Source organism: Aneurinibacillus aneurinilyticus ATCC 12856 (assembly GCF_000466385.1).
Classification (GTDB): domain Bacteria; phylum Bacillota; class Bacilli; order Aneurinibacillales; family Aneurinibacillaceae; genus Aneurinibacillus; species Aneurinibacillus aneurinilyticus.
Genome location: NZ_KE952801.1, coordinates 15,745 through 41,135, shown reverse-complemented (window position 1 = coordinate 41,135; position 25,391 = coordinate 15,745). Strand labels below are relative to the sequence as shown.

Annotated in this window: 23 protein-coding genes, 2 pseudogenes and 1 riboswitch; of the genes and pseudogenes, 6 read left to right on the top strand and 19 right to left on the bottom strand. The window is 45.7% G+C overall.

The window, feature by feature from the left end; all coding sequences use genetic code 11:
• Positions 1–508: GNAT family N-acetyltransferase (locus HMPREF0083_RS13340; RefSeq protein ID WP_021621967.1), on the top strand; the 508-nt coding region annotated here is incomplete at its 5' end.
• Between the two features lie 121 nt (positions 509–629).
• Here HMPREF0083_RS13340 and HMPREF0083_RS13335 read toward each other — a convergent pair.
• The 8 genes and pseudogenes from HMPREF0083_RS13335 to HMPREF0083_RS13300 all read right to left on the bottom strand — a co-directional run bounded on the left by HMPREF0083_RS13335 (position 630) and on the right by HMPREF0083_RS13300 (position 9,206).
• Entirely contained in the window at positions 630–1,439 is an 810-nt protein-coding gene (locus HMPREF0083_RS13335; protein ID WP_051354654.1) for a methyl-accepting chemotaxis protein, read from the bottom strand.
• 96 nt (positions 1,440–1,535) lie between these two features.
• Positions 1,536–2,993 (bottom strand): benzaldehyde dehydrogenase, encoded by a 1,458-nt coding sequence (yfmT, locus tag HMPREF0083_RS13330; RefSeq protein WP_021621965.1) that lies wholly within the window; start codon positions 2,991–2,993, stop codon positions 1,536–1,538.
• Between the two features lie 175 nt (positions 2,994–3,168).
• Positions 3,169–3,257, bottom strand: a riboswitch (cyclic di-GMP riboswitch).
• Between the two features lie 417 nt (positions 3,258–3,674).
• On the bottom strand, positions 3,675–4,466 hold the full coding sequence (locus tag HMPREF0083_RS13325) for a putative hydro-lyase (protein ID WP_021621962.1): 792 nt from the start codon (positions 4,464–4,466) through the stop codon (positions 3,675–3,677).
• Between the two features lie 34 nt (positions 4,467–4,500).
• The gene (locus HMPREF0083_RS13320) at positions 4,501–5,691 is read right to left on the bottom strand and encodes an NRAMP family divalent metal transporter (protein WP_021621961.1); all 1,191 of its coding nucleotides are present in this window, start codon (positions 5,689–5,691) and stop codon (positions 4,501–4,503) included.
• A 103-nt stretch (positions 5,692–5,794) separates the two neighbouring features.
• Positions 5,795–6,559 (bottom strand): LamB/YcsF family protein, encoded by a 765-nt coding sequence (locus HMPREF0083_RS13315; protein ID WP_021621960.1) that lies wholly within the window; start codon positions 6,557–6,559, stop codon positions 5,795–5,797.
• A gap of 145 nt (positions 6,560–6,704) precedes the next feature.
• On the bottom strand, positions 6,705–7,703 hold the full coding sequence (locus HMPREF0083_RS13310) for a 5-oxoprolinase subunit C family protein (RefSeq protein ID WP_021621959.1): 999 nt from the start codon (positions 7,701–7,703) through the stop codon (positions 6,705–6,707).
• Positions 7,704–8,438, bottom strand: coding sequence for a 5-oxoprolinase subunit PxpB (pxpB, locus tag HMPREF0083_RS13305; protein ID WP_021621958.1), 735 nt, complete (start codon positions 8,436–8,438; stop codon positions 7,704–7,706).
• A 6-nt stretch (positions 8,439–8,444) separates the two neighbouring features.
• Positions 8,445–9,206 (bottom strand): annotated as a pseudogene (locus tag HMPREF0083_RS13300) (IclR family transcriptional regulator).
• Positions 9,207–9,394: 188 nt separating this feature from the next.
• Here HMPREF0083_RS13300 and HMPREF0083_RS13295 point away from each other — a divergent pair.
• The gene (locus tag HMPREF0083_RS13295) at positions 9,395–9,778 is read left to right on the top strand and encodes a carbon-nitrogen hydrolase family protein (protein ID WP_021621955.1); all 384 of its coding nucleotides are present in this window, start codon (positions 9,395–9,397) and stop codon (positions 9,776–9,778) included.
• A 77-nt stretch (positions 9,779–9,855) separates the two neighbouring features.
• Here HMPREF0083_RS13295 and HMPREF0083_RS13290 read toward each other — a convergent pair whose 3' ends face one another.
• The 8 genes from HMPREF0083_RS13290 to HMPREF0083_RS13255 all read right to left on the bottom strand — a co-directional run bounded on the left by HMPREF0083_RS13290 (position 9,856) and on the right by HMPREF0083_RS13255 (position 17,759).
• Entirely contained in the window at positions 9,856–11,073 is a 1,218-nt protein-coding gene (locus tag HMPREF0083_RS13290; RefSeq protein WP_021621954.1) for an ABC transporter permease, read from the bottom strand.
• Positions 11,074–12,240, bottom strand: coding sequence for an ABC transporter permease (locus HMPREF0083_RS13285; protein WP_021621953.1), 1,167 nt, complete (start codon positions 12,238–12,240; stop codon positions 11,074–11,076). It abuts the gene before it with no gap.
• Between the two features lie 76 nt (positions 12,241–12,316).
• Entirely contained in the window at positions 12,317–13,981 is a 1,665-nt protein-coding gene (locus HMPREF0083_RS13280; RefSeq protein WP_021621952.1) for a DUF6583 family protein, read from the bottom strand.
• Complete coding sequence (locus tag HMPREF0083_RS13275) at positions 13,965–14,666, bottom strand: ABC transporter ATP-binding protein (RefSeq protein WP_051354653.1); 702 nt, start codon at positions 14,664–14,666, stop codon at positions 13,965–13,967. Before HMPREF0083_RS13275 ends, HMPREF0083_RS13280 begins: the two co-directional genes overlap by 17 nt.
• Positions 14,667–14,707: 41 nt before the next feature.
• A complete protein-coding gene (locus HMPREF0083_RS29410) occupies positions 14,708–15,541 on the bottom strand; it encodes a DUF350 domain-containing protein (RefSeq protein ID WP_245191342.1) in 834 nt (277 codons plus the stop codon).
• Position 15,542: 1 nt separating this feature from the next.
• Complete coding sequence (locus HMPREF0083_RS13265; protein WP_051354652.1) at positions 15,543–15,809, bottom strand: hypothetical protein; 267 nt, start codon at positions 15,807–15,809, stop codon at positions 15,543–15,545.
• A 14-nt stretch (positions 15,810–15,823) separates the two neighbouring features.
• Positions 15,824–16,276, bottom strand: coding sequence for a hypothetical protein (locus tag HMPREF0083_RS13260; RefSeq protein ID WP_021621949.1), 453 nt, complete (start codon positions 16,274–16,276; stop codon positions 15,824–15,826).
• Between the two features lie 130 nt (positions 16,277–16,406).
• A complete protein-coding gene (locus tag HMPREF0083_RS13255) occupies positions 16,407–17,759 on the bottom strand; it encodes a TrkH family potassium uptake protein (protein ID WP_021621948.1) in 1,353 nt (450 codons plus the stop codon).
• Positions 17,760–18,126: 367 nt separating this feature from the next.
• On the opposite strand from HMPREF0083_RS13255, the pseudogene HMPREF0083_RS13245 reads away from it, so the two are divergent.
• From HMPREF0083_RS13245 to HMPREF0083_RS13230, 4 genes and pseudogenes are all read left to right on the top strand, one after another.
• Positions 18,127–18,765, top strand: a pseudogene (locus HMPREF0083_RS13245) (polysaccharide deacetylase); the annotation flags it as partial.
• Between the two features lie 75 nt (positions 18,766–18,840).
• Positions 18,841–19,773: a DMT family transporter gene (locus HMPREF0083_RS13240; protein WP_021621945.1), complete on the top strand. Its 933-nt coding sequence runs from the start codon at positions 18,841–18,843 to the stop codon at positions 19,771–19,773.
• Between the two features lie 161 nt (positions 19,774–19,934).
• Positions 19,935–20,192 (top strand): DUF3993 domain-containing protein, encoded by a 258-nt coding sequence (locus HMPREF0083_RS13235; RefSeq protein ID WP_040302719.1) that lies wholly within the window; start codon positions 19,935–19,937, stop codon positions 20,190–20,192.
• A gap of 230 nt (positions 20,193–20,422) precedes the next feature.
• Entirely contained in the window at positions 20,423–20,704 is a 282-nt protein-coding gene (locus tag HMPREF0083_RS13230) for a HesB/YadR/YfhF family protein (RefSeq protein WP_021621942.1), read from the top strand.
• Here the strand turns inward: HMPREF0083_RS13230 and HMPREF0083_RS13225 are convergent.
• From HMPREF0083_RS13225 to HMPREF0083_RS13215, 3 genes are read right to left on the bottom strand one after another with little or no spacing between them, the layout of a single operon-like run.
• Positions 20,701–23,208: a PEP/pyruvate-binding domain-containing protein gene (locus HMPREF0083_RS13225; protein WP_021621941.1), complete on the bottom strand. Its 2,508-nt coding sequence runs from the start codon at positions 23,206–23,208 to the stop codon at positions 20,701–20,703. The two genes, HMPREF0083_RS13230 and HMPREF0083_RS13225, sit on opposite strands and share 4 nt — an antisense overlap.
• Positions 23,186–24,094, bottom strand: a complete 909-nt coding sequence (locus HMPREF0083_RS13220; protein WP_021621940.1) for a phosphatase PAP2 family protein — start codon at positions 24,092–24,094, stop codon at positions 23,186–23,188. Before HMPREF0083_RS13220 ends, HMPREF0083_RS13225 begins: the two co-directional genes overlap by 23 nt.
• A complete protein-coding gene (locus HMPREF0083_RS13215; RefSeq protein WP_040302718.1) occupies positions 24,094–25,269 on the bottom strand; it encodes a 1-acyl-sn-glycerol-3-phosphate acyltransferase in 1,176 nt (391 codons plus the stop codon). The genes HMPREF0083_RS13220 and HMPREF0083_RS13215 overlap by 1 nt, the downstream gene beginning before the upstream one ends.
• Between the last annotated feature and the right edge of the window lie 122 nt (positions 25,270–25,391).

Genomic DNA, 25,391 nt, shown 5'->3' with positions numbered 1-25,391 from the left:
TTGTGGTGGCCTTTTTCTCTTTGGACAATCAACAGGTGTGAATTATGCCAAAAGGAGGAAGAGCTTAATGGAAGAAATTATACCTGTCACTGCAGATAACTTGGAACAATGCATCACTCTCTATAGTAGAGTTTTCAACAGTGAACCGTGGAATGAAAACTGGACGCACGAAGCGGCTAGGAGCAGGCTATCCGACTTATTGCATACGCCAAAGTCGCTTATTTTCGCCCTGTTCTCACATCAGCGGCTAGTTGGGTTTATTGGTGGGAATTGCAAGGAAACCGATAAAGGAACAACTTTTTATTTGGCGGAGCTATGTATTGATAATCAGGCCCAAGGAAACGGCTACGGTTCGAGATTACTCAGCCATCTGGAAAACGAATTAAAAAAACAAAATGTGCAAAGCATCTATCTCTTAACTATGGATGACAGCCAGGCCAAAGCCTTTTATAACAAAAATAGCTATGTTATAAATGACAAGCGAATCGTCATGCGAAAGCATCTGTAATACGATACATTTAGTAATGAGCCACTATGATATTATTGCTATAAAGGTGCTCTTCCTGAATAAAGCGACAAACAGTACATAAATAAAAAACGCCATCCCTTAATTGGAATGGCGTACTTTTTTATCTGGAACCTTTTAGTAGTGACTCTGCCATTTGCGCTACTTTGTTTGTATTATCGCTTACTTCTTGCATAGTAGCCGAAATCTGCTCGGTAGCCGCTGCCTGAGTCGTCGTCGTACTGTTGACTCGCTCCAGCGATTCTTCCAACTTGGAAATAAGGGAGCGGATCAAGTCTGTTGCTTCATTAATCCGCACCACATTTTCCCGTGAGTTGGTCGCCATTTTTCGCACCTCGTTGGCTACCACGGAAAATCCCCTTCCATGTTCGCCAGCACGGGCTGCTTCAATCGAAGCATTCAAACCAAGTACATTACTCTGGTCTGCTATTTTCCTGACAGTACTGGCGATTTTTTCAATTTCCTCAACACTTTTGCCGACTTCTTTGGCCTGAGAGGAAATCTCGCCCATGTTTACGGTTAAATCGGTAATAGATTCTGCCATACTCTGCATAGTAGCAGCAGTTTGCTCAACAATGGCGGATAAATTCTCAACCACTTCATACAATGTATTTACTTTTTCCATACTTGCTCCAACGCCTACACCGCCAATGACATGTCCGGAGCTGTCATAAAGCGGAATGGCCTTTGCAACAAGCGGAAATCCAAACAGTTCCTTAGGCACCTGTGCCGTCATCTCTCTCTTATGACGGATTGCCTCTGTAATGATGTCGCCTTCTTGCAACGGATCTCCCGGCTTTACATTGAGGGAAAAAGTCTGGGCAGGAATATTAATGAGTAGTTTTTCCGTATCATAAATTCCTATTGTGATATCTTCTTGAATTAAACTATTTAGAAAAGGCGCTACCTTCATGAAAGCTTGTAAAAGCTCTGCCTGATGGCTAGATTGGCTTTTCTCCTGTACGCCATCCTGATTTGTGTACAATTTTCTTTTCCCCTTTCAACTTAATTAATAAGGAAATTGCCGCGGCGTATGTTGAATGGAAATCCATTTCAGTGTTGTAAATTCTTCCAGGCTCCACGGTCCATTCAGGCGGCCAAGTCCTGAATTCTTCTCTCCTCCAAAGGCAACAAGCGGTTCATCATTAATGGTTCCGTCATTAACATGAATCATTCCGGTATATACTTTCTTGGCAAACTCTGCGCCACGTTCCAGATTAGCGGTGTGAACAGCCCCGCTAAGGCCAAATGGTGTATCGTTCGCCATTCGGATAGCTTCTTCCTCTGTGCTGAATTTCATGATGCATACTGCTGGTCCGAACAATTCGCGCTTTGCTACAGCCATATCGGTTGTAACATCAGACAGCACAATCGGTTCAACAACATTCCCTCGCACGTCCCCGTGTAAAATTGGTGTTGCACCTTCACGAATGCCTTCCTCCACAGTAGCAATCAGATTCTGAACCTGGCGCTTGTTAATTAGAGGGCCAATGATTGTATCCTCTTCCCTTGGATTTCCGCATTTAAGCGTAGATACTTTATTTACATACTTTGTAACAAACTCATCATACACATCTTGATGAACAATCACTCGATTAGCCGACATGCAGACCTGTCCTTGATGTGTAAAACGGCTAAATACAGCAGCATTCACCGCGTAATCGATATCGGCATCCTCCAAAACAATGAGCGCGCTGTTACCTCCAAGTTCAAGCGCGGCTTTCTTGAAATGTTTCGCCGCTAGCTGACCAATGTGGCTCCCGACTTGCGTGGAGCCAGTGAAAGAAATAACACGTGGAATCGGATGTTCTACGAAAGCATCTCCAATCTCGCTAATTTCGGTTACAACTACATTAAGCAATCCTTTTGGAATGCCTGCTTCCTCAAAGATCTTCGCAATAAGGGTTCCTCCCGTAATGGGAGTATCTTCATGCGGCTTCAGCACGACACCGTTCCCCGCACCAAGGGCAGGCGCTACCGACTTCATGGACAGATAAAAGGGAAAGTTAAACGGACTAATTACACCTACCACACCAACCGGAAGGCGATAAAGCCTATTTTCCTTTCCATCTACAGGGGAAGGGAGAATTTTGCCTTCCATACGCAATGGAAAAGTAGCTGCTTCTTTAATAATGTCTTTCACAAGCCCAATTTCAAAGGCGGCTTTCAGCCGAGTTCCACCCAACTCATCCATAATAATTTCTGTTATCTCTTTCTCATGCTGCTCTATATATGCGATGGCCCGTTCCAGAACAGCTCTTTTAGTAAACGGGTTTACTTTATCCCATTCCTCTTTTGCATGAGCCGCGGCCTGGTATGCCTCATCAATATCCTGCAAATTTGCTATACGGAATTCTGCAACAATCTCTCCATTGTACGGATTTTTGTCAGTGAGTACGTTTTGTCCATGACCATCTTTCCACTCTCCGCCGATATACTGCTTGTTTAGCTGTGCAAAGTGATTCATTTTTCCACCTGACCTTTTTTATTATTGAAATAAATTTTCTATCAACAAAGATTTTTCTTACCCTCCACTGATGCGGAATTGCACATATAGGGATTTTGCTACCCCTAAATCAAGATAAACACAAAAGGACTATGCTGCATCACAGAATAGCCCTGACTTATGCAATCTACAGCTTTTCGGCAACCCGGCTGCCATTGCGTATACTAACGCGTTAGGCCCGTGGCTTTGCGTCCCTACCTTTCGAAAGGTTTGCTATTAACGAAGCTTATGAAAGGTACACCTGAAGAAAAATCAATTTCTTCCTATATACGGAATATCGGTGTCCTTGTTGATTTTTTTAGTTCTAAATTGTGTCATCTTAAGTAACAACCGTTATATGTAAAAATATCAAGTGTAACTTATATAAAAACCTTCCTTACGCAAAGCACCGTAAAGAAAATCGCGAAAGATCTAGATTTGATCTGCCATGTACTAATATATTGCTTAACTCTTCGCCAAGTGCACTCGCAAACTTGAACCTATGCCCTGAAAAGCCTGCTGCAATGACAATCACATCATAATGGTTATTCATGGTATGTCCCCCGATACATCTGGAATAACACAGCAAAAAGACCTGTCTCCACGTCTCCTTTGGGAAACGATTTGACAGGTCCATTGCTTTATTATGGCATTTTCTTTAACTTAAAGCACACTGTATTGCTCTTCATGCATATCGGTAATAAACATATGTCCGGGTGCATGGGTAATCATAATTTCCGGCTTCATATGCATGGCTACCGCCTGCGGTGTGACGCCGCACGCCCAAAAAACAGGAACTTCGCCTTCTTTTACGGTTACAGAGTCCCCAAAATCAGGGCGATGAATATCACGGATTCCGATGGATGCCGGATTGCCGACATGAACCGGGGCGCCATGTACGGCAGGAAAACGGCTTGTTACCTGCACGGCACGTACTACATCTTTTTCTGGTACCGGACGCATACTAACTACCATCGGGCCTTCAAAACGCCCGGCTTTTATACATGGTATATTCGTCTGGTACATCGGCACATTACAATCTTCTTCTATATGGCGTACCGGGATATTATTCTTAAGCATCGCCTGTTCAAATGTAAAGCTGCAACCAAGCAAAAATGCTACCATATCATCTTCCCAGTAGGATAGAATATCCGGTACTTCATCTACCAATTCCCCATGCTTGTACACGCGATATGCCGGAATATCGGTACGTATGTCTGCATCCGGTGCGATTAGTTGCGGCACTGGAGAACCGACTTCAGTAACATCCAGTACAGGGCATGGCTTCGGGTTACGCTGGCAGAACAGTAAAAACTCGAAAGCCAATTCCTTCTTGAGAATGGCCAGGTTAGCCTGCGTGTAGCCTGCAGCCATCCCTGATGTCGGCTTGTTCCATTTTCCTTCTCGAATTAGCGTACGTGCCTCGGTCGGTGTAAGTATAGCTGGATTATTCATGTTCCTTCCTCCTTCTGCAAGATGTATCCATTTATTAAGCGAACAGCTTCGGAAGCTCCGTAACCATAGTCATTCCGCCCATAATCGCCATCGCCACCACGATAATTGCCCCGAATAGGGTCAACCAGAGCGGATGCTTATAGTCGCCGACAATTTTCGTTTTGTATGCGGCAATAAGAATAACGCCAAGAGAAATCGGCAGAATCAAGCCATTCAATGCCCCGACAAGAACGAGGATTTTGACCGGTTTACCAATAAGAGTGAAAACAAGTGTAGAAATCGCTATAAATCCAATAATGATAGCACGGTGATATTTCTCTAATGAAGGGCTGAATGTTCGAATAAATGAAACAGACGTATATGCCGCTCCAATAACCGAAGTAATTGCGGCAGCCCACATTACGATACCAAAAATCTTATAGCCAATGTTACCGGCCGCCAACTGAAAGACAGATGCAGGGGGATTGGCCGGATCAAGCGTTAGCCCCTGGGCTACGATGCCGAGCGCTGCCAAAAATAGTACGATCCGCATGATGGAAGCGATACCGATGGCCGATACAGCTCCTTTTGTTACTTGAGGCAATGCCTCTTTGCCCTTGATTCCGGCATCTAACAAACGGTGTCCACCAGCAAAGGTGATATAACCACCTACTGTTCCGCCAACGAGCGTAACGATAGCCATCATGTTGATCTGCTCCGGCACAAACGTTCTCACCACTGCTTCACCGAGTGGAGGTTGTGAAGTAACTGCGACATAAACCGTAAGTCCAATCATAACGAATCCAGCTACTTGGGTAAAACGATCCATCGCCTTGCCTGCTTCTTTAATAATAAAAATCGCAATAGCGATAATGCCGCTAATGAGCGCTCCCATCTCCGGTGTTATACCGAACATGACATTCATGCCAAGGCCCGCACCGGCGGCGTTCCCAATATTGAACGCAAGACCTCCAATGACAATCAGAAAAGCGAGAAAATAACCGAGACCTGGCAATAACATATTGGCGATATCCTGCGCCCGCTTTCCCGATACAGCGATGACACGCCAGATGTTCATCTGAGCCCCAATGTCCAGAATAATAGACATCAGAATGACAAATCCAAAGCTTGCTGCCAACTGGCTAGTAAATACGGTCGTCTGCGTTAGGAATCCTGGCCCAATCGCCGATGTTGCCATAAGAAAGGCAGCGCCGAGCAATACGCTCCTGTTTCCCTTTTTGTCCATAGTAAATCCCCCTTTATATCGTGCTGCATTTCATGCTGAAACATCATATGACTATGAATTGCATATGACATTTTGACATGTACATAATGATGTATTCTTTCCCCTATTTTTCTCCAACGGCACGGACCAATACATCGGCCTGTCCCAATAGTTTGCGAATGTTTCTAGCAAATTCGAGTGCATGTGCACCATCTCCATGAATGCAGACCGTATCCGCTTGAATGTTGATATCCTGCTCCTGCATGGTATACACCTTTTTCTCTTTCACCATACGGATGACCTGTTCAACTGCCTCTTCTGTATCCGTAATCAGCGCGTTCGGCTCCCGGCGCGAAGTCAGCGTACCATCTGCCTGGTAGGTTCGATCCGCAAACACTTCATTCGCTGTCCGTAGACCGATACGCTGCCCGGCTTTGACCAGTTCGCTGCCTGAAAGCCCGAATAGAATCAGCTCCGGGTCTATCTTGTACACCGCCTCGGCAATCGCCTCTGATAGATTCGGATTTTTTGCGGCCATATTATATAGGGCGCCATGCGGTTTGACGTGCTGCAATCGACCGCCTGATGCTTTCACAAATCCATATAAGGCCCCTATTTGATATACAACCATGTCATACGCTTCCTGTGGAGTAATATCCATATTCCGTCGGCCGAACCCTTCAAGGTCAGGAAGGCCAGGATGCGCTCCCATCGCTACACCTTTCTCAAGTGCCATATCCACTGTCTTGCGCATAACGGCCGGACCCCCGGCATGGAATCCACAAGCAATATTGGCGGAAGTGATGAATGACAAAATCTCTTCATCCCTCCCCATACGATACGCGCCAAAGCTTTCTCCCATATCACAGTTAATATCTACTCGATACATAGTTTTCCTCCTTTTATTCTGGCCCAATAGGCAGTAAGCTCCTTCTTCAAGTGCACTACGTAAGAGCTAACTGTCCCTAAGACCCCAATAAGTGTAACTAAACTTCGGTAGAGGATGAAGCTCCTAAGCTTATGGAAATTTTACTTTATTGATATCGCAAAGCAATTGCCCGTCTTACCTGTTCGATTTGCATCTCGCGTGCCACATAGAGCGCTTCAGCTTCCTCAAGCGAAACAATCTGAAAACGAAGGCTCTCTCCTGGCTTTGTCTGGGCAATAACCGGAAGATCAACGGAAATAATCTGGGCGATTTTCGGATAACCACCTGCAGTCTGGCGATCCGCCAGCAGCACAATCGGCTGACCCTCCGGCGGTACTTGTACCGTGCCAGATGCCACTGCTTCCGAAATCATTTCCAGTGGTTCTGAGAGCTCCAGCTTCGGCCCTTTCAGACGGTAGCCCATTCTATCCGACTGCGGCAGTACCTTGAAAGGCGAAGAAAGGAATTCATCCCTGCTTTCTTGCTCAAAGCAATTAAATTGTGCGCCCCTCACTACACGAATCATCGGATTCGTATCATAATTCGGGAATACGTCGACACTAATTCCCCAGCCTAGCGGAGACATCCCGGCATCCTGTTCAGCTAATTTTTGTATTTTCCGGCCGCTCCATTCGGCAGGTAAACCAATCGTTAGCTCATCTCCCTCTTGCAGGGCCCGCCCGAAATAGCCACCAATTTCTGCGCGCAAATATGTACTGCGGCTGTTTAACACTTCCTTGACAGCAAACCCGCCCGCTACCGCCAGGTATGCACGACAGCCGAACACGCAACCACCAAAAGACAAAATGCTGCCTTTTTTTATATATACTGGACACCATTGCCGGGCTGGAACACCATCTATTTTGGCTGAAAGATCGGCGCCGCAAATCGCGATGAGCGCATCCTGTTCAAACTCTAGTCTCGGACCCATCAATGTAATCTCTAGTGCAGCCTCGCCCTCGTCATTACCAACCAGCAGGTTAGCCATCCGCAATGCAAACGTATCCATCGCACCGCTGACAATGACACCATGCTGCTGAAAACCGTACCGCCCTAAATCTTGAACCGTTGTCTGTAGTCCGGCACGCAGCACCTTTATTCCCATCTATCTGTTTCCCTCCTTTCTCTCCATATATTCTTGCCGGGAAATGGGCCGGAAACAAATCCGATCCCCAGAAGCAAGTATCGTCGGCGGGTTACTGTCCGGTACGAACAATGCAATTGGAGTACGTCCGATAATTTGCCATCCACCCGGCGTTTCAATCGGATATACACCAGTCTGCTTTCCCGCAATTCCGACCGAACCGGCAGGAATCGCTAATCTAGGGGAAGGACGCCGTGGCGCCGCAATCGCCTCTGGCATGCCCCCGAGATAAGGGAACCCCGGCGCAAAGCCAACCATATACACCAGATATTCTGCAGAGCTGTGAATGCGGATAACTTCCTCAGGTGTTAATCCATTATGATTGGCCACGAATTCGAGATCGGGACCGAATTCTTCTCCGTAGCAAACTGGAATCTCAATTACACGTACCGTACTTTCTGCTTCATCCCCTATGTCTGTCGCCATTTGCTCCAATATGTTATACACCTTGCGATAAGGGGAAACACCCTTTGATATTCCTGTTTCGGATAGCTGTGCACCCATCTCTTTCAGTACCCGATACGGATCATAGAACACTGTCACCGTTGTAAAAGCGGGGACATATTCTATCATGCCGGGGATTGGTTGCGCTTCCAGCCGCATGGACAATGCTTTCACTTTACGATGGACAGCCTCGGAAATCTCCGCCCCCAATTCGACTACCGCCGCAGCGTCACCCAATGGGTATATTTTCATTGCATTTCACCTCGCCTGTTGTTTATAGCCGAGCTGCCGGGAAATTTCCTCGGCCGTCTGCTTTATTTTCTGGATGAGCAGGGACAAATTCTCGTCTTCATAATGAGCTTCCAGGCCAGCCAAACTTAGGCCAGCAACGGCCTGACCTCTATGATTAAAAATCGGTGCCGCCACCGCTGCCGAATAGTCTTCCAGCTCCGAATAGCTAACCGAATAGCCAAGCATCCTTGCACGAGCTACCACCTCCCGTAATTCATCCCGGTCGGTAATCGTGCCTGAGGCCATCGCTTTCAATTCCGTTCGGGAGATATAGTTTTCCGCTTCTTCCGGTGACATAAACGCGAGCAAGATGCGTGAACAGGCTCCCGCATACAGAGGCGAACGCCTACCTACCCTCGTATACAGGCGCACTGGATTTTACGTATCGACCTTCTCAATATAAATCGCCTCGTCACCTTCGCGGACAATAAGATTAACAGCCTCTTTTACCTCATCACGCAGACGACACATATAAGGAAAAGCAATGCGGCGAATATCGAGGCGCTCCGCTACTAACTGCCCAAGCTCCAGAAAAATCAGACCCAGCGCATACTTTCCATCAGAATTTTTCGTTAAAAAACCCATCTCTTCAAGCGCTTTCACTTGGCGATACAACGATGTTTTAGGTAAAGTAAGCAAATCCACCATCTCTTGAAGCGTTAAACATTCATGAGTGTAGAAAAGCTGCAGAATTTCAAGTGACTTAACTACCGTCTTGTTACTGCTCACCGCACTCCTCCGTTCCGAATTTCGGAACTCGAATTCCGAATTTGATTATTTATCTGTTATCATAAAATTATCTGAATAAAAAAACAAGCGGTATGATAAAATTTCTACATATACATTTGTTGAATTGACGATTTTCAGCCATCTCGGTTGTATAATATGCTAATGGACGCTATATCCAGCAAAATAAAGTGCATTTAACTCCAGAGGAACGTGCTCGCTGGAATTTGAAACCGGGTAACGGCTACTATCGGGTACGCCTTTGCTCGCAGGCACGCGCTATCGAAAACCAAATATTCGTGGCACTGAGCGGTCTTGTAGGCTATATGCCTCATATTCCGCAAATCGATTCCGGCTATTGTCAGGCAGGCATTTTCGCACCGTGCGATTATTCCTTCCCGGCTGATGGCATACTCGCGCTCGGCGAAAAAAATGAAAGCATGATCGCTGCCGGAAAAATCGATATGGAGATGCTAAAGGAAAACCGGGAGCGCGGTCAGGTCTTTCCCGCAAAAGACCGTCGGCCAGAAGTGTATGCCAAATATGCGGCACAAGCAGCTTTCACGAAAAGCTAGGAAACAAAAATGTCCCGCACGTATGCAGACATACGTCGGGACATTTTTATTTGAATATGTTAAAAGCAGCTTATTGGCTAAGAAGCTGCTTGTCTGCGAATACGATAAAAGCTGTATGCAAATAATGCAGTTCCAAAGCTAGCAAGAATGAGTATGTTTTGTAAGATATCCGCCAACTCATAATCGTTCGATATAAGCAGCTTCATTCCCGCAAGTGTCCAGCCCTGTGGTGTGCATAACGCCAGCATTTCAGAGAACCCCGAAAGCGGCAGGAATGGCCAGAAGCACCCTCCAACGAAGCCGGTTAACAATGCCAGCAGCGGAGCACCTGTCTCCAGCTGCCTGCTTGTCTTGAATATCGCCGAGAAGAACATGCCCAATCCTATCACAGCATACGTATAAGCGCCAAGCAGAGCATATTGTAACGGATGAAATACAAGCGAAGCACTAAACAGCAATCGGGCCAGAACAGCACAAATACATACTAAAACCAAGGAAAGAAGGCCAAGTGCAGCAATGTTGCCCACATAGAACTTCCATAGCACTCCCGGCGTAGACATAATTCGCTTTAGCGTTCCGTTATCCCGCTCTTCCAGCAGCCAACGGCTGTGCAGCGTAACAAAAAGCAAGACGAACACCAATAGCATTCCCATGCCGGTCAACATCGCATTGGACACGTTTGTCACCCTGTTTACCGTCTGTACATCGTTGCCTGACATTTCTTTATAATCGATCGTCATCAGGGGTTTCGGCTCCCATTGGGAGTCAGCGTAGTTCCATACCCGCTCCCACAGCGAACCTGTCGCAGGCTGCTTCAATCCGTACAATTGGTAGAGCCGCTCCGTCTTATTGGCTGCTCCCGTATTTGCGGAAAGCCGCATCACTTCACTACCAAGCATCTCCCCAAGAATTCCATATGATAACGAGCCCGGATTCTTCAGCATCTCCACTGTCTTGTCCATCTCTTCATCCATAATGGCATCCTGGAAGCCTTCTTTAATGACAAATGCAGCTTCAACCCTATAATTTTCCGTCAACCGATATGCCTCTTCCCGACTAACCCTGAGTACGCGAATACCTTCTTTCGCTGCAAAACGGTCTACGACCAGCTTCGAGTAACTACTTCTGTCTTCGTCCGCTACCGCTACCGGAATAATTGGCTGCTTCTGAAAACTTTGAGTCGCATTCAGGATAAATACAAAAACGAACGGAAACAGGACAAGCAGCAGCAAGAACATCCGGTCCCTCAAAATCAGCTGCAGCCTGAGTTTGAGTACTTGTAGTATTGCGTACATTTATTTCCTCCTCGCAAGCGGCAGGAGCGCACAGGAGATCGCGAGCAACACACCGCCTATTATAAGCAGCATACTCACCTCCGGCCATACTGAAAGCGACGCATCGCCAGAGAAAAGCTTCAGCATCCCCTGCATAGCCCATCGCGTAAACGTAAATTCGCTCACTGTCTGCAGACTATCTGAAAGGGAGAACAGCGGATAAATGTTCCCCCCGATGATAGCAAATAAAAACGTACCAATATAGCCCAAAAGCTCTGTTCCTTTAGAGAATAAGCCAAGAACAGCCAGCAAAAATGAACCTGCCTGGGCCCCCAGATAATTGTCGAATAGCAGGCTTGCCCCTATGACAAGCAAAGCTGTCTGCACCCATAGCAGGAGAAACATACCCAAAAATTTCCCGGAAAATATCTGCCACATACCGAACGGCGCCGTACGGAATCGGCTCAGCATGCCTAATTCCTGTTCTTCAGCCAAAGAACGGCTGCCTCGAATACCCAGAAAACTCACAAACACGATTGCGAGCGCGGATGTAAAATACTCTGGAAAGCGAACCTGAGGCATCGATGTAAGCGTAACCTCTTCATAGATTTCGTTTCGACCAAGCGCCTGCATCATAAAATCCATCACGCTGTCTTTCATAACATGATCTAGCTGCTGCGGTGTCGCGCCGCCGTCTCTCACCGTATGCCACACCGCTTTTACGCCGCTCTGGCCTGCTGATAAATCATTCATCGCACTGATAAGCTGATTTTTGATCTGGTCGGCTTGCTCTTTCTGCGTTCGATTACCGATGAAGGTGACCGGGTAATTATCACCGCTGTACAAGCTGGCGGTAAAACCCTTTGGAATGATAATCGCACCCGCAATCCGATTAGCTTTCAGCATTTCTATGGCCTTGGCTTCAGTCGTTTTATGTACAGTAATAAAACCTTTCATATAGTCCAACTCTTCAAGCTGACGGCTAATCATCTGCGTATTGAATGTCTTGTCCTCATCCGCAAATGCAATTTCAAACGCTTGGCTGTAACGGCTTGTGAACAGATGTGGAGACAACACCTGTGCAAACAGCCAAATAAAAAAAATCGGCATTATCAAAAGAAGGACAACCGCTTTTATATCCCGCCGGTATAGCGTGAGCTCTTTCCCAATCAAGGTTAGTAATCGCACGCAAATCACCCTATTTATACAATGATAGGAAGGGACCTGAATGACCCCTTCCTTCTCCTCTACGCTTTACTTTATACTACTGCATCATTGGACCAGCATCGGTAGGAATAAGACCTAGCTGCTGGAACAATTGCATATTCTTCATCATGAACTGCATACCGCCATTTCGAATTTCCTGCTGAACCTGCATTAACTCCTGGTCCGTTACCGTTGCCATGTTAATGCTATTTTGTGCGTTCAATTCTGGCAGCTTTATATTCGCTACATTGAATTTTTCATCAGACTTCATAGCAAATGAGATTTTCTTCGGCATGGAAGGGTCATTTTGCGGTCCTGTGAACTCGATTTTATAATCAGATGTACGAGCTTTGTCTTTATCGTTATCCGTAACCGTACCCTTCCAAATCAGCGTGAATGGAGCTGCCTGGGCCTGCTGGTTGTCTTTGAAATCCACTTTTACATCCTGATTCTGTTTGTTGCCTTCTTTCGTTATAGCAAAGGTGGCATCTGCGGTGAAGTCGCTTTTTGTCGTTTCACCCATTTTATCGGTAGTGCTGAACTTCACACTTCCTTTTTGATTTTCGCCTTCTTTCTTGTTCACATAGACAATGTTAACTTTGCCTGTATCGCCGGATCTATCTGTCGTCACATCGAATACAACATGATCTTTATTTTCTTTATCCTGGAAGCTGGCAAGCTTGAACACAGCTTTTTCTCCGGTTTTCTTATCTGTTGTCTCAATTGTTCTGCTTAGAATGTTACGGTTTTTATCGGCATAGATGACCATTTTCATGCCTTCTCCGACTTCGCCTTTGTCGATTGAACGATCAGCGTCTTCTTTAAACTTAGTAAATTTTTTCGTGAACTCTTCTTTTGTCAGCTTTGGCATATCTTGAGAAGTGCCTGTTGCGGACATTTCAGCTAGCTTTTGGTAGCGCGGATAAAGAAGGTCCTGTAATTTTGTGTCTTTGGAAATTTTATCGACGAACTTCTTCAGCAGCTGCTTATGTTCTTCCGGGGTAAATGTTACTGTAATTTCTTTAGCATCCAGCTTTACACCCTGCTCTTCAAAGGTCGCTTTTTTGTTCACAATTACTTGCTTATCCTGAATACTATCCGCATACAGTTTTGCATACTCCGCGATAATCGGGCGCAATTCTTCACGTGGCACTTTTGCCAGTTCCATATAGTCCTTTGAGCTAGGAACTCGCTCCGGCAAACCTGTTAGGCCGTATCTTTGCTCCATAACTCCTTTATCTTTCCAATTGAAATAACCGTATTTGTTGTATACAACCGGGACTCCGAGTCCTACTTTTTCAGCGTCATAAAAAAGTTCTACACCAACTACATTATTGTTTTTAATGTTCAAATTGGTTTTAGAGTAGTTCTTATTGTTCTTGCCATCCGCTTTCGTTTCGGTGACCAGTTTGGCATCTTTCAATATTTCCATTGCTTTTGCCATCTGTGGATCTGCTACCGGCATATCGAGCACCAGATTGGAGATTTCCACCTTTTGTTCTACGCCGCCTTCAAGGTATGGCTGAGCATACTTGTTATAGTTTTTCTCGTACTCTTCCATAACTTTAGAGAAATTCTGCATCTCTTGCGCTTCCGCCTCAAGATAGATTGTTTTGTTGCTTTTAAATACATCAAAAAACGCATAAGCGGTATAAAGTCCGCCACCTATTACTAGCACTGCAATTACTGCTAGAATAATAGGCATTTTACCTTTCGATACCATGTAAATTTTCCCCTTTCAAATGATGTTGAACCTCTTGTGTTATACCGACGGCGAGAATTTCACCGCCTTTTAAAACTCCAATCCGGTCACACGCCTCCATTTCTTCAAGGTGGTGACTCGTATAGAGAATGGTACACCCGCGTTTACTCATTTCTTTTAATGTTTCAATAATGTGCCGCCTGGAACGGACATCCACTCCTGCCGTTGGTTCATCAAGAATCAGCAGTTCAGGTTTGTGCAGGAGCGCCACTCCAAGATTGAGCCTGCGCTTCATCCCACCAGAATAAGCATCTACACGCTCTTTGATTCTATCGCGCAAATCGATAATGTCAATGATCTCATCCATTCGCAGTGCCAGCTGTTTGCCTCTCAGGCCATACATCTTGCCCCAGAAGGCGAGATTATCAATGCCCCGCAAAGACGGATATAACGCCAATTCCTGCGGAACGTAGCCGATTTGCTTCCTAATTGCCGATCCGCCTCGCTGCACGGATACACCATCCAGGAGAACTTCGCCACTGCTCGGTTTTATGACCGAAGCAATAATGGAGAGCAGCGTAGATTTTCCAGCACCGTTTTCTCCTCCGACACCGAACATTTCGCCACGCGAAATTTCCAGATTCACATTATGTAGTACGCTTTTTGAACCATATCTTTTGCTGATGTCACGGATGGTAATAAACACGGCAGCTTTTCTCTCCTCTCCTGACAAACAATAGAACGATTTTAATAGCTAATGAGTGCAGCCATCAATAGACCTGTAGCAATACTTAAACGGGATGCAAAAAGACCTACAGCCACATTCCCTTTTGGTATTTCTGATATAACGCGAAACGGCGTAACAAGTTCAAATAAATAAAATACCAATACTTGAAATACAATGGCGACTATCCCCCAGATAACAAGGTCGAAAAGATTAACTGAATGATAGATTGCCGACGCAAGAACGATGGAAAGCCCAATAATTTTTCCGCCCAAATCATGTGCGGCAGCTTTCGCGGCGCCTTGCTTCTGCGGATCACTTGTATCGGCTCCTTCCCGGATAAGGGCATACTCCTTATATGGAGTCGTAAACAGAAATACCAGCATCCCGAAACCAAGCAACGGCAGCGTAACAGCCAGATAAAGCAGGAAATTCAAAATATTATCCCATTGCGACGCCATCCTGCATCTCCTCTCAACAATTCCGGTGGGCGTATCACTATTCAACTCAAGCATCTTCCATCCTTTTGGTGTCTGGGCAAAGTCAAACCGTCCAATAACGGTAGGTACATCATCCCATACAAATCTCCTGACCGCTTGCCATGCTTCCTTGGGTATTCCCAACTCCGCCAACAGTTTCGAACTCCCCCGGCATACTACCGACGCCGTCCGGGCGAATACGCGGCCTAAGCACTCGGTCGCTTTCGCCAATTCCTCATGTTCCTGTGCGGTAATCTGATGGATATCGGCGAGCGCATACTCTTCTCCATACATCCAGTCCCAAGTAAATATACCTTCCTCGCGAAGCGGGCCATAAAGTTCAGCACGGCGCTTCTCGTACACCATGGCATGCCTCACGTTAACTACTGCTCCAGCCCGAACTGCCGATGCCGCCTTTAGAAGCGCTGGAAATCCCGTTCTTTCGCTGGAATAGCTTCTTGCCGCCGTTTCCGCTCGTATAAACGCCACTATGTGCACTTCCATCATCGTCACAATATCCGTCATTATTCTGATCATAGCATTTATCATCTGACGAACAACCGGCAGTCGCTGTCACAAGGGCCGTTGCCATAAACAGGCTTAATAACTTTTTTGTCCGGCCTCTCTTCTCCATCGTCTCGTTCATTCCCACTCCTCCCTTCAAGCAGTCGGCTGCGCATAATAAACGTACACGCCTCGATCTTCGTCGATTTCAGTCGACGTTCTTTCCCACTCACGGCCATACAGGTATAGAAATTGGCTCTGTAAATGCAGAATTGCGTCGGCATCGTCTTGGAACGTGTACGTGCATACGACAGGATAATGGGCCGTACCTTCTTTGAACTCACGCACTTCCATCATAATCCCGGGTTTCTGACGGGCTACCGGCTCTGCTGATTTCAGTGCCTTTTCATCTTCTGCTACCTGAACATAGATGACATAGCAGGAAATTTCAATCGCACAGGACGTTTTTTCATATACAAGTCCGTCTTTTACAAAATAGTCGCAGGCAAAGCGCAAGGCAATTTCATCCTTATCGATGAAGTCATAGTAATACAAAACAGGAAATCCGTTTCTTTCGTCTAATCGACGATATTCGAGCCGAGTCGTCAAATTTCGATCCTTCCTCTCTTTATTTTCCTCGTTATACGAATATGCGCAAGAGAAAGTTACTATTTTTACCTTTTTTAGTAATTAAGTAAGAAAAAAAAGCGCTATATAAGCGCCTATTGCCCTACGAAATTTAGCCGATAATAATTTTTTCTTCCGGATAATGGATATCGGCTTTTGCCTTTCCAGAGATAAAAATAGACAAGAATAGCATCATACCAATACGGCCGATATACATCAATAGTACTAGCACCATCTTGCTCACAGGAGTAAGTTCACTTATCGCTCCGATAGACATGCCACACGTGCCAAACGCCGAGCAAATATTGAAAATAATGGAGGAAAGCGAGAATTTATGCCCGTCTATCATCTCTAAAATCAGGATACCACTTATCACAAGAATGGAAGCTGTGGAAAAAAATACAAAACTCTTGTTAATATCATCCTGCCGCAATGAACGACCAAAGATGCGTACCTCACTGCGTCCACGAGCAAAAGTAATAATCGTTAGGATCATGACCGCCAGCGTTGTGGTGCGTATACCTCCGCCTACACTGGACGGGCTAGCCCCAATGAACATAAGGACAGAGGTAAAAAACTGGCTTGTGACACTTAAATCAGACGGATCGACTGTCGCTAGTCCTGCACTGCGTGCCGTAACAGACAAAAACATCGAATAGAAAAACTTCTCGTGCCAGGTCATACCGGTGAAGTAACGGGAGTCTTCCACTATCCACACACCGATAATTCCCAGCACAAGCAAAATTCCAAAGGTAACCGTCGTAATCTTCGTATATAGCGAGAACCGAAACCTTTTATGTCCGCCGAAGAGATACTCTCTTAGTTCCACAAGTACTGGAAAACCAATTGCACCGAGAACAATAAGAATAGCCGTCAAACTAATGACAAAATAATCGTCTGCAAAATCAAGAAGCGAATTACCGAACAAGTCAAAGCCTGCATTGGTATACGTAGAAATCGAATGAAAAATTCCGTAATAAAAAGACGTCGCAAGCGAGTCATAATATCCGGCAAAATAGAAGTATAACCCGAAAATAACAGCACCAATCGCCTCAAACAGCAACGCCATACCCAGGACCAATTTCATAAGTTGTACCAGACCGGAAAGGTTATAACGGTTCTGATCCACCATAATTAACCGGCGCTGAGATAACCCGATTTGTGTGCCGAATAAAATCCAAATAAACGTACCCAACGTCATTACGCCAATACCACCCAATTGAAAAGCGCTGATCAGCACCACTGAACCAAACGTACTGAATGTTTCCGAGGTGCTCACGGTCGTCAATCCGGTTACACTTACTGCACTGGTGGCAGTAAACAGTGCATCCACAAATGAAAGGCTAATCCCTGGCTTCAGGCTTATTGGCAGCATCAAAAGCCCTGTAACAACAACAATGGCAATAAAATACGCGCTAACAATGATTTGAATAGGTGATAACTTGTATATATTCTTCCGCAGCATCTCTTCTGCTCCTCATTAATAAATACATAGGTTGAATGTTACGTTTTTTACTCCCTATTGTCAAACCTTGCAGCGTCTCGTCATGATCACTCATTATCTGTCATACACATCTATGTACAGTAGGTAAAATACTACATCTTATAATGGGGGCGAAAACGATTAAAGGCGCGGTTACAGCTAGCATTATCTTTTTTATCCTGTTTGTTATCTACGCTTCTCTTCAGGCATACACGAATCGGAATACCATACGTCACCTGGAGGAAATACAACAAGAAAAAAAAGAATTGCAGGTAACTAATGAAAAACTTACCAGTGAACTAAAAGAAATAAAACAAAATATAAAAAAACACCCCAGCAAAATCCAGCTAAAAAAGTGGCTTACTTAACATTTGATGACGGCCCTTCCTCTAATACATCTGCCATTCTTTCCATACTGGACTATTACAAAATTAAGGCTACATTCTTCGTAATAGGCAACCAATCGAAACATGGTAAGTACATGTATAAACGTATCGTGGCAGAAGGACACGCCATCGGCCTTCATTCTTATTCACACGAATACCGCACAATCTATGTCTCACCTGCCGCTTTCCATCAAGACTTCGATCAAATTCGTAATCTCGTATATCAACAGACAGACCGGAAGCCTAATATTATCCGTTTTCCGGGCGGTTCCAACAATCATGTAAGCCGCAAGTATGGAGGAAAAGATTTGATGCATACTCTTATACAACAAATGACCCAGGAAGGCTATCACTACTTCGATTGGAATGTCGACTCCAGAGATGCCGAGCGTATTACCCAGTCACGGGACGTCATTATCCAGTCTGTACTGCATGGGAGTAAAAACAAACAAAAAGCCATTATCTTAATGCACGATTCACAAGCAAAGACTACAACTGTAGAGGCGCTCCCCGCCATCATTGAAGGGCTGCGCAAGCAAGGATTTTCCTTTGATGTATTAACCGATCAATCATTCACCTACCATTTTCCCCCCGCCTCTTAACCGCTTCTAAGTTACGGAAGCACAGAAAACTAGTATATACTAGAAAGAAATATCGAAAAGTGGTGAACAGCTATCATGGTACGTATTTCTCCTTATGCGCTGCTTGTGCTGGCCAATCTATTATGGGGCGGAAATTTTGTGATTGGACGGGCAATTGCGGAAAGTTTGCCTCCATACACACTCTCATTTCTGCGTTGGTGTACCGCACTGTTCGTATTCCTTCCGTTTGCCTGGCCGAATGTACGCCAAGAATGGCCCAGCGTGCGCAAGCACATGCCTACCGTAATTTTCATGGCACTGACTGGTGTGGCTGGATTTAATACGTTATTGTATATTGCGCTGCATTATACGACATCGATTAACGCTTCACTCGTTAACTCATCTACACCAATCGTTATTTGTATTCTTTCCTTTTTTATGCTGCGGGAACGCTTAAGCAAACATCAGACCGCTGGGATTATATTGTCACTCGCCGGGGTGCTATTCATTCTTTCTAAAGGCTCCCTTGCAACACTACTTGCCTTCTCTTTTAATATTGGCGATTTGTTTGTAATTGCCGCCCTAATTTGCTGGAGTATTTATTCAGTCCTTGTTAAGCGATATACCGGGATCTTGCCCGGCTACAGCACTTTTCTTATATGTATCATTATCGGTATTATCATCCTGCTTCCTTTCTTTATTTACGAAGCGCTCATTGCTCACGTTCCGATTACATGGTCGTTTGCATCTTTATTCACCGTATTGTATACAGGAATATTCGCTTCCATTGTAGCCTTTATCTCGTGGAATTCGGCCGTGGCTCAGGTAGGTCCAGGTAAAGCGAGCATCTTTCTTAATCTAATTCCAGTTTTCGCTTCCATATTCGCTATTCTTTTCATTGATGAACGGCTAACATGGTATCAAGCAGCGGGGGGAATATTCGTGGTGCTTGGCGTCTATATCTCTACACGCATAGCAAACTCTTCTGCTCATGGCTCTTTGCCGCAAAAACAAAGCGCCGGAAGGTAAATAGGGCCTGACATATCTTGTCCAATCTAGTACAATATACTTAAATAAGAAGTAACATCGCTCGAATGACGATGATCTGCGGGATTTGTTGCTTGATGTGCTTCAAAAACTAGCAGAAAGGAATTGTTCATTACACAATTATGAGAAAAATAAGAGGATGGATGTTGTCGGGTTGTCTTGTATTGCTGCTTTCCGTCACTTTCACCACCGTGGCAGAGGCGTCTAATGTAGCGGGCCAGTCTCATAAAGAACAGGCCGAGTTAGCGAAGAAAAACGCACTTGCTCAACCTAAACTGGTCGGACCTACTACCAAGAAAAAGATATATGATACATTGCTTCCATATTTCACGAAAAATTATATCGAAGCATTTATTACAGAGAACTTTTGGGAAACGGAAAAAGGACTAATTAAGAAATAAAACCGGTCGTCATTTGACCGGTTTTTTCATTTCACTTACGATTGGTTGCCGACGACTGCCCTGTCAACAGGTTTACGATCATCGTCCATATTTATCCCTTCCTTCTTTTGACTATCTTACTGACCCGTTATCCATTTTTTACATGGGTTCGGCCGTATCAAAGCACAAGAAAAAAATAGGGATATGATACAATAAGGTAAGATTGCCGCAAGCGATAAGGAGGCATACGAATGAAACTTACAATTGACCCTGCGGCCATACAATGGTTCCGCAAAGAGATGGATATCAAAAAGGGAGACGCCGTCCGCTTCTTTGCCCGGATGGGCGGATGCAGTACAGTGCAAAGCGGATTTTCACTTGGTGTTGCCAAGGAGCAGCCAAAAGAAATCGGCATCTCAACCGAACAGGACGGCATAACGTTCTTCATCGAAAAAGAAGATGTCTGGTATCTCGACGATTCCGAACTGACTGTCACATACAACGTCGAACGGGACGAAATCGAATTCCATTAAGACATGGGGGCCTTCGTCTGGACGTCAAGCTTTTGAACAACTCCCTTCTTGCCGTCCAGGCGAATGCGCTCGCCGTTTTCAAATTTTGTTAGCGCCCCACGAATACACATAACGGCTGGAATGCCGACTTCCCGCGCCGTTACGGCGCCATGCGAGAGCGGCCCGCCAGACTCGGTAATCAATCCCTTCGCTTTATAGAATAGCGGTGTCCAGGCAGGATTCGTCGTACGTGCTACAAGAATGGACTGATCCGGCATCTTGGCGAAGTCTTCCGGACCGCGTACAATGTAGATGTCTCCTTCACATTCTCCCGGACTGCCCGGAACGCCACGCAGCAATGCCCCATCTTTCTCCGCATCTTTTTCTGAATCCGCTGCTTCCGATTCTTGTGTCAAATCCCAAACCGGTTCCTGATCACACGCTCGCAAATACGCTTCCTTACGCAGGGCTATTTTTTCTTGTAACTCGGCAGACAACTCGAACGAGTCAATAGATTCCAGCTCCTCCTTCACCAGAAAGAACAAATCGTAAGGGTCAGCCAATTGCCCGGCTTCCATCAATCGGTTTCCAAGCGCCCCCACTGCCTTGCGCGCCAGCAAATTCACCCGTGTAGTCTGAAAATGCTCCAGGTCGTCAATATACGTATATGTGAGCGTTAATCGAACTAGCTCATTTACGAAATAACGCAACGGCTTCGGTGACAAAGCCAATAGCTCCTGTGTCGCCTTCAGACTCGCCATCTTGCCAACCTGCTCCTTCTTCCCGATATTTTCCCGCTTACGCGACGTAGCGGCCAAATAAATTAAATCCAGGACAACCTCAGGAGCTTCCGCCCATGTTGGCTTATAATAATCAAAGCTAATCTCTCGGTGGCCATAATTATCAATAAAAACGCGGAATGCCTCATCAAACGCTGGAAAACGTTCTAACCCGGCAAGTGCCTGCTTTCCCCCTTCTGCAAGTAAGGTCATCAATTCTGGTGACTGTTTGACTCTCTTCGCCAATTCATACAGTTCCCGGTTAATCTGGCCGGTTTTCGTTCCAGAGGCGGTAATAATCTGCTTTAGCACCGTCTGCGCCTCGTACATATCCCCTTTTACTACCGCAATATACTCAAGCAATGTTCTTGTTAGGAATCCCTGCGTCATCGAAATCGCGATATTGGGCAGGAAATACTCTTTGGCTACACTAAACAATTCCTTAAAGTGGCGCTGGAAGTCAGTAGCAGAAAATCCCTGAAATGAAGCGGCGCTGAGTTTTCCTACACGGATAAGGTATGTATCCAAGTCCCTTGTCCACGTATTCGGCAACTCCATTACCCAGCGGAATTTCTCCTCGATAAACGTTAGCTCATCAACAAGGGAATCAGCCGTTCGCAACTGAATAGGCTTGTTCATGGCCAGTAATTTAACAGCATTCTGGTTACCGTACACATAACAATTGCGTAAAGCAAACCAAGGACGTGTTGGCAGGTGAACATCCATCAGGCGAAGTGAATGCTCCAACGAAGCATTGAACGCATCCTCTACGTAAGACCATGTCAACGGTGTGAGCGGCTCAGGGAATCGTTCTGCAGACTCATCCCGTGTGAAGCGTGGCGGAATCGTCGTCTGTGGCCGGGATTGCAGAATATACAATTTGTTTTCCGCATACGCCCACTCTACATCTTGTGGAGATTGAAACTCACCTTCTATTTTTTTCGTTACACGGGCGATTTCCAGAATCCGGTCATCGGACAAGCAAGGGGTTGCACGGTATTCAGGCGGCAAGGGACGTGTCTGCACCCCGTCCTCGACTGGCACGACGTAATATTCTTTCTCGCTTACCCGGCGTTCGACAATTTCACCCTTCACAGCATCGACAATCCATGAATCCGTCACAGCTTCCCCGCCTACGACCGACTCTCCAACCCCGTAATTTCCTTCAATCAGTACATAATCCAGGTTACCGCTGACTGGATCGACGGAAAAGGCCACGCCGGCTACTTCCGCTTCAATCATACGTTGAATAACGACAGCCATGGATGCACCGGCCTGTTCGAATCCCTGATAACGGCGATACAACACAGCGTGCTTCTGCCAAAGGGAAGCGAAGCATTCCCGTACCTTTTCCGCTATCTTATCCGGCGCTATATTAAGGAACGTATCATGCTGCCCGGCAAACGCCGCGCCTGCCAAATCTTCGTACGTAGAAGACGAGCGTACGGCAAACCTTCCTCCAGCCGGGAAACGTTCCAGACGCTCCTCCAGTTCCCGAGCAAAGGCTTCCGGCAGCGATGTCATCCGCACCTTCTCCGCCATCTCCTGGCATTGGCTTGCCATCGTCGCTTCATCTTCATATGTAAATACAGGCGGCTTCGGATAATATTTACGATAGAAAGAAGCTCCGATAACGATCCCTTCCGGTACGTTGAAGCCAAAGGATGTCAATTGCTTAAGATGATGTCCTTTCCCTCCATCCTCCTCTATGCTCAGCATACGGTCAAATCCGGTAATGTACTCCATATCTTCCCGCCCCTTCCATTTCCTTTTTATAAAGTGACTTCGCAAGATGATAGGACAATACACTAAAACATGCCCCGACTATTAAATCTATAAAGTAATGGTAACGCAAGTACAGGGTAGACAGTACGATAAACACAAACGGAACAAGGTATAAATAGAAAACGCGCCTGTTATGCGCATAATAAAACATGAGCAAGAATAGACCAACACCAACGTGCAAACTCGGAAAAACATCATATTTAGCTGAGCCTGCCTTGACAATAGCGGCATTCCACTCTGTAAAGAAGTAGCCTGTTAATTCTTTCGTATAAGAGGACGCAAAATGAACAAACGGCCCTTCACCAGGAATCAGCGTATAGCCAGTAATTCCGATGCCATACAGCGTAAAAATTCCAGCGCAAAACAACGCCAGCTTATCAAGGGAAGCCCGAAAGCCGTAAATGATAAAAGTAGCGAACAATGCTACCAGGAAAGAAAGGTAGCCTATGCTCATCACTTCAGTAAGCGGTGCGCTATACCATTTCTGCAACAGCAGGCTCAAATCTCCGCCTACAAGCATATGATCGATACTGGCCAGCATGCCGTCTGCCGGTTCCATGCCCCAGATCGGTATGATTTCTTTAATGCTGGTAAACGCAAAGTTCATCATAATTATGTTCCACAGAAGCCGAATTCGGTTGGTCGCTGGAGCAAGCGATCGCTGCCCGTAATAAATCAGAATCCAATATACTCCCAGCACGATGACATACAACACAAACCATTTTCCGAAATGGGCGTTGAGAGCAAGCCGTACGAGAATCTGTAGAAACAAAAGGCTCATGAAATATTCATGAAGTAAAATCTGGCGAAAATAAAATGGTGCAAAATGATTCATTGCTATTCTCATTATTTAAACTCCTTACAAAATGAAAGAATCTCATGGTGCTTGGCATTCGTTCCGTTACGCCCCCGAACACCGGCACGACGCCAAACATCCAGCAAACAAATTCCAGTGCCTGTTACAAATATATACATCACAAGTAACCAGGCAAGAACAGACAGCGGGCAAAAAAACAGACCTACTATAATATATAAGAAGCATTGAATCACGAACAGTGGAGTACCAACTAGAATCCGCCACAGCGCAATAACATTCGTGTCATCTGCCATTTTCCTGGCAGCTATATATGCCCCAAACAACGGAAGGAAATTCAGGACATACGCAAGTAAGAATAACGGAAGCAATAAATAATACATAATAGCGAATTTTCGTGCTCCTCCTTGAGCTGTCAGAGGAGTATTCTGGTAACGCTGCAAACCTTCATCATGATAAAAATGGAGGAAGCGTTCACGGTGCTTCTCCGATATATTTCCCCTAGCCCACATACGGCAGAAAGATAGATGCGACTTCCTGCACACTCCGTGATACCGAAGCATAGAAGCGAACGATTCTCCCTGACGTTGTTCCTCTTCATCAGCGAAATTCTCACTCACATCCGCTAAACTTTGCCGCATTGTTTCCGTCAAAGCGGCTAGATTGCGTGTCGACTCCCTAGTAACATGCACCGGCGGGCCAATATGGATTTCTGCTGCACTGCGAAAACGCCAGCCTTCCTCATAGTGCAAACCAAGGGGAACGATCGATAACGTCTCTGCATCCCCTGCCTCCTGAAGTAGCGTATGACAAATAAAGGCCGCCCCCTTCTTAACCGGAAGCAGATGCGGTCCCAGCTCACTCGTACCTTCAGGAAAAATAAGCACCGGTTGGCCCCGACGCATTGCCAGGGCGGCTTCTTGCAACCGTTCACGATTCCATGCCTTTTGCTCTGCATTCTCCGCCTTGCGATACACTTCGATTTGTCCACCAAAAAAAAGGCGCAAAAACCAGGAACCCGTTAAATTTCGACCAACGATCGCACGGCATGCAGGCAGTACTTTCAACAAGATGTATCCATCAATCGCTCCATTCCGATGGTTGCTAACAAACAACGTCATTCCATCGGTCGGCAAATGTTCCTGTCCATATATACGGATTTCCCGAAAATAAATACGGGCCAACAGCAAACGAAAAGCGTGTAACAACGAAGAAATCAGTCTATTTCCTCCTCTCCCGTTTTTTTCTTTCTAAAAATATTTCGTTTTCCTGTTTATGGATTACAATATATCACAAAAATCGACTCTATAACGCAACAAAAGGGAGCCGA

Bases quoted from the DNA above. Each gene is read 5' to 3' on its own strand.
- HMPREF0083_RS13280 (WP_021621952.1), bottom strand. From the start codon at position 13,981: ATGGTATCGAAAGGTAAAATGCCTATTATTCTAGCAGTAATTGCAGTG.
- HMPREF0083_RS13240 (WP_021621945.1), top strand. From the start codon at position 18,841: ATGGTACGTATTTCTCCTTATGCGCTGCTTGTGCTGGCCAATCTATTA.
- yfmT (WP_021621965.1), bottom strand. From the start codon at position 2,993: ATGAATCACTTTGCACAGCTAAACAAGCAGTATATCGGCGGAGAGTGG.
- HMPREF0083_RS13220 (WP_021621940.1), bottom strand. From the start codon at position 24,094: ATGAGAATAGCAATGAATCATTTTGCACCATTTTATTTTCGCCAGATT.
- HMPREF0083_RS13335 (WP_051354654.1), bottom strand. From the start codon at position 1,439: ATGAAGGTAGCGCCTTTTCTAAATAGTTTAATTCAAGAAGATATCACA.
- HMPREF0083_RS13235 (WP_040302719.1), top strand. From the start codon at position 19,935: ATGTTGTCGGGTTGTCTTGTATTGCTGCTTTCCGTCACTTTCACCACC.
- pxpB (WP_021621958.1), bottom strand. From the start codon at position 8,438: ATGAAAATATACCCATTGGGTGACGCTGCGGCGGTAGTCGAATTGGGG.
- HMPREF0083_RS13325 (WP_021621962.1), bottom strand. From the start codon at position 4,466: ATGAATAATCCAGCTATACTTACACCGACCGAGGCACGTACGCTAATT.
- HMPREF0083_RS13230 (WP_021621942.1), top strand. From the start codon at position 20,423: ATGAAACTTACAATTGACCCTGCGGCCATACAATGGTTCCGCAAAGAG.
- HMPREF0083_RS13310 (WP_021621959.1), bottom strand. From the start codon at position 7,703: ATGGGAATAAAGGTGCTGCGTGCCGGACTACAGACAACGGTTCAAGAT.
- HMPREF0083_RS13290 (WP_021621954.1), bottom strand. From the start codon at position 11,073: ATGTACGCAATACTACAAGTACTCAAACTCAGGCTGCAGCTGATTTTG.
- HMPREF0083_RS13320 (WP_021621961.1), bottom strand. From the start codon at position 5,691: ATGGACAAAAAGGGAAACAGGAGCGTATTGCTCGGCGCTGCCTTTCTT.
- HMPREF0083_RS13265 (WP_051354652.1), bottom strand. From the start codon at position 15,809: ATGAACGAGACGATGGAGAAGAGAGGCCGGACAAAAAAGTTATTAAGC.
- HMPREF0083_RS13225 (WP_021621941.1), bottom strand. From the start codon at position 23,208: ATGGAGTACATTACCGGATTTGACCGTATGCTGAGCATAGAGGAGGAT.
- HMPREF0083_RS13255 (WP_021621948.1), bottom strand. From the start codon at position 17,759: ATGCTGCGGAAGAATATATACAAGTTATCACCTATTCAAATCATTGTT.
- HMPREF0083_RS13315 (WP_021621960.1), bottom strand. From the start codon at position 6,559: ATGTATCGAGTAGATATTAACTGTGATATGGGAGAAAGCTTTGGCGCG.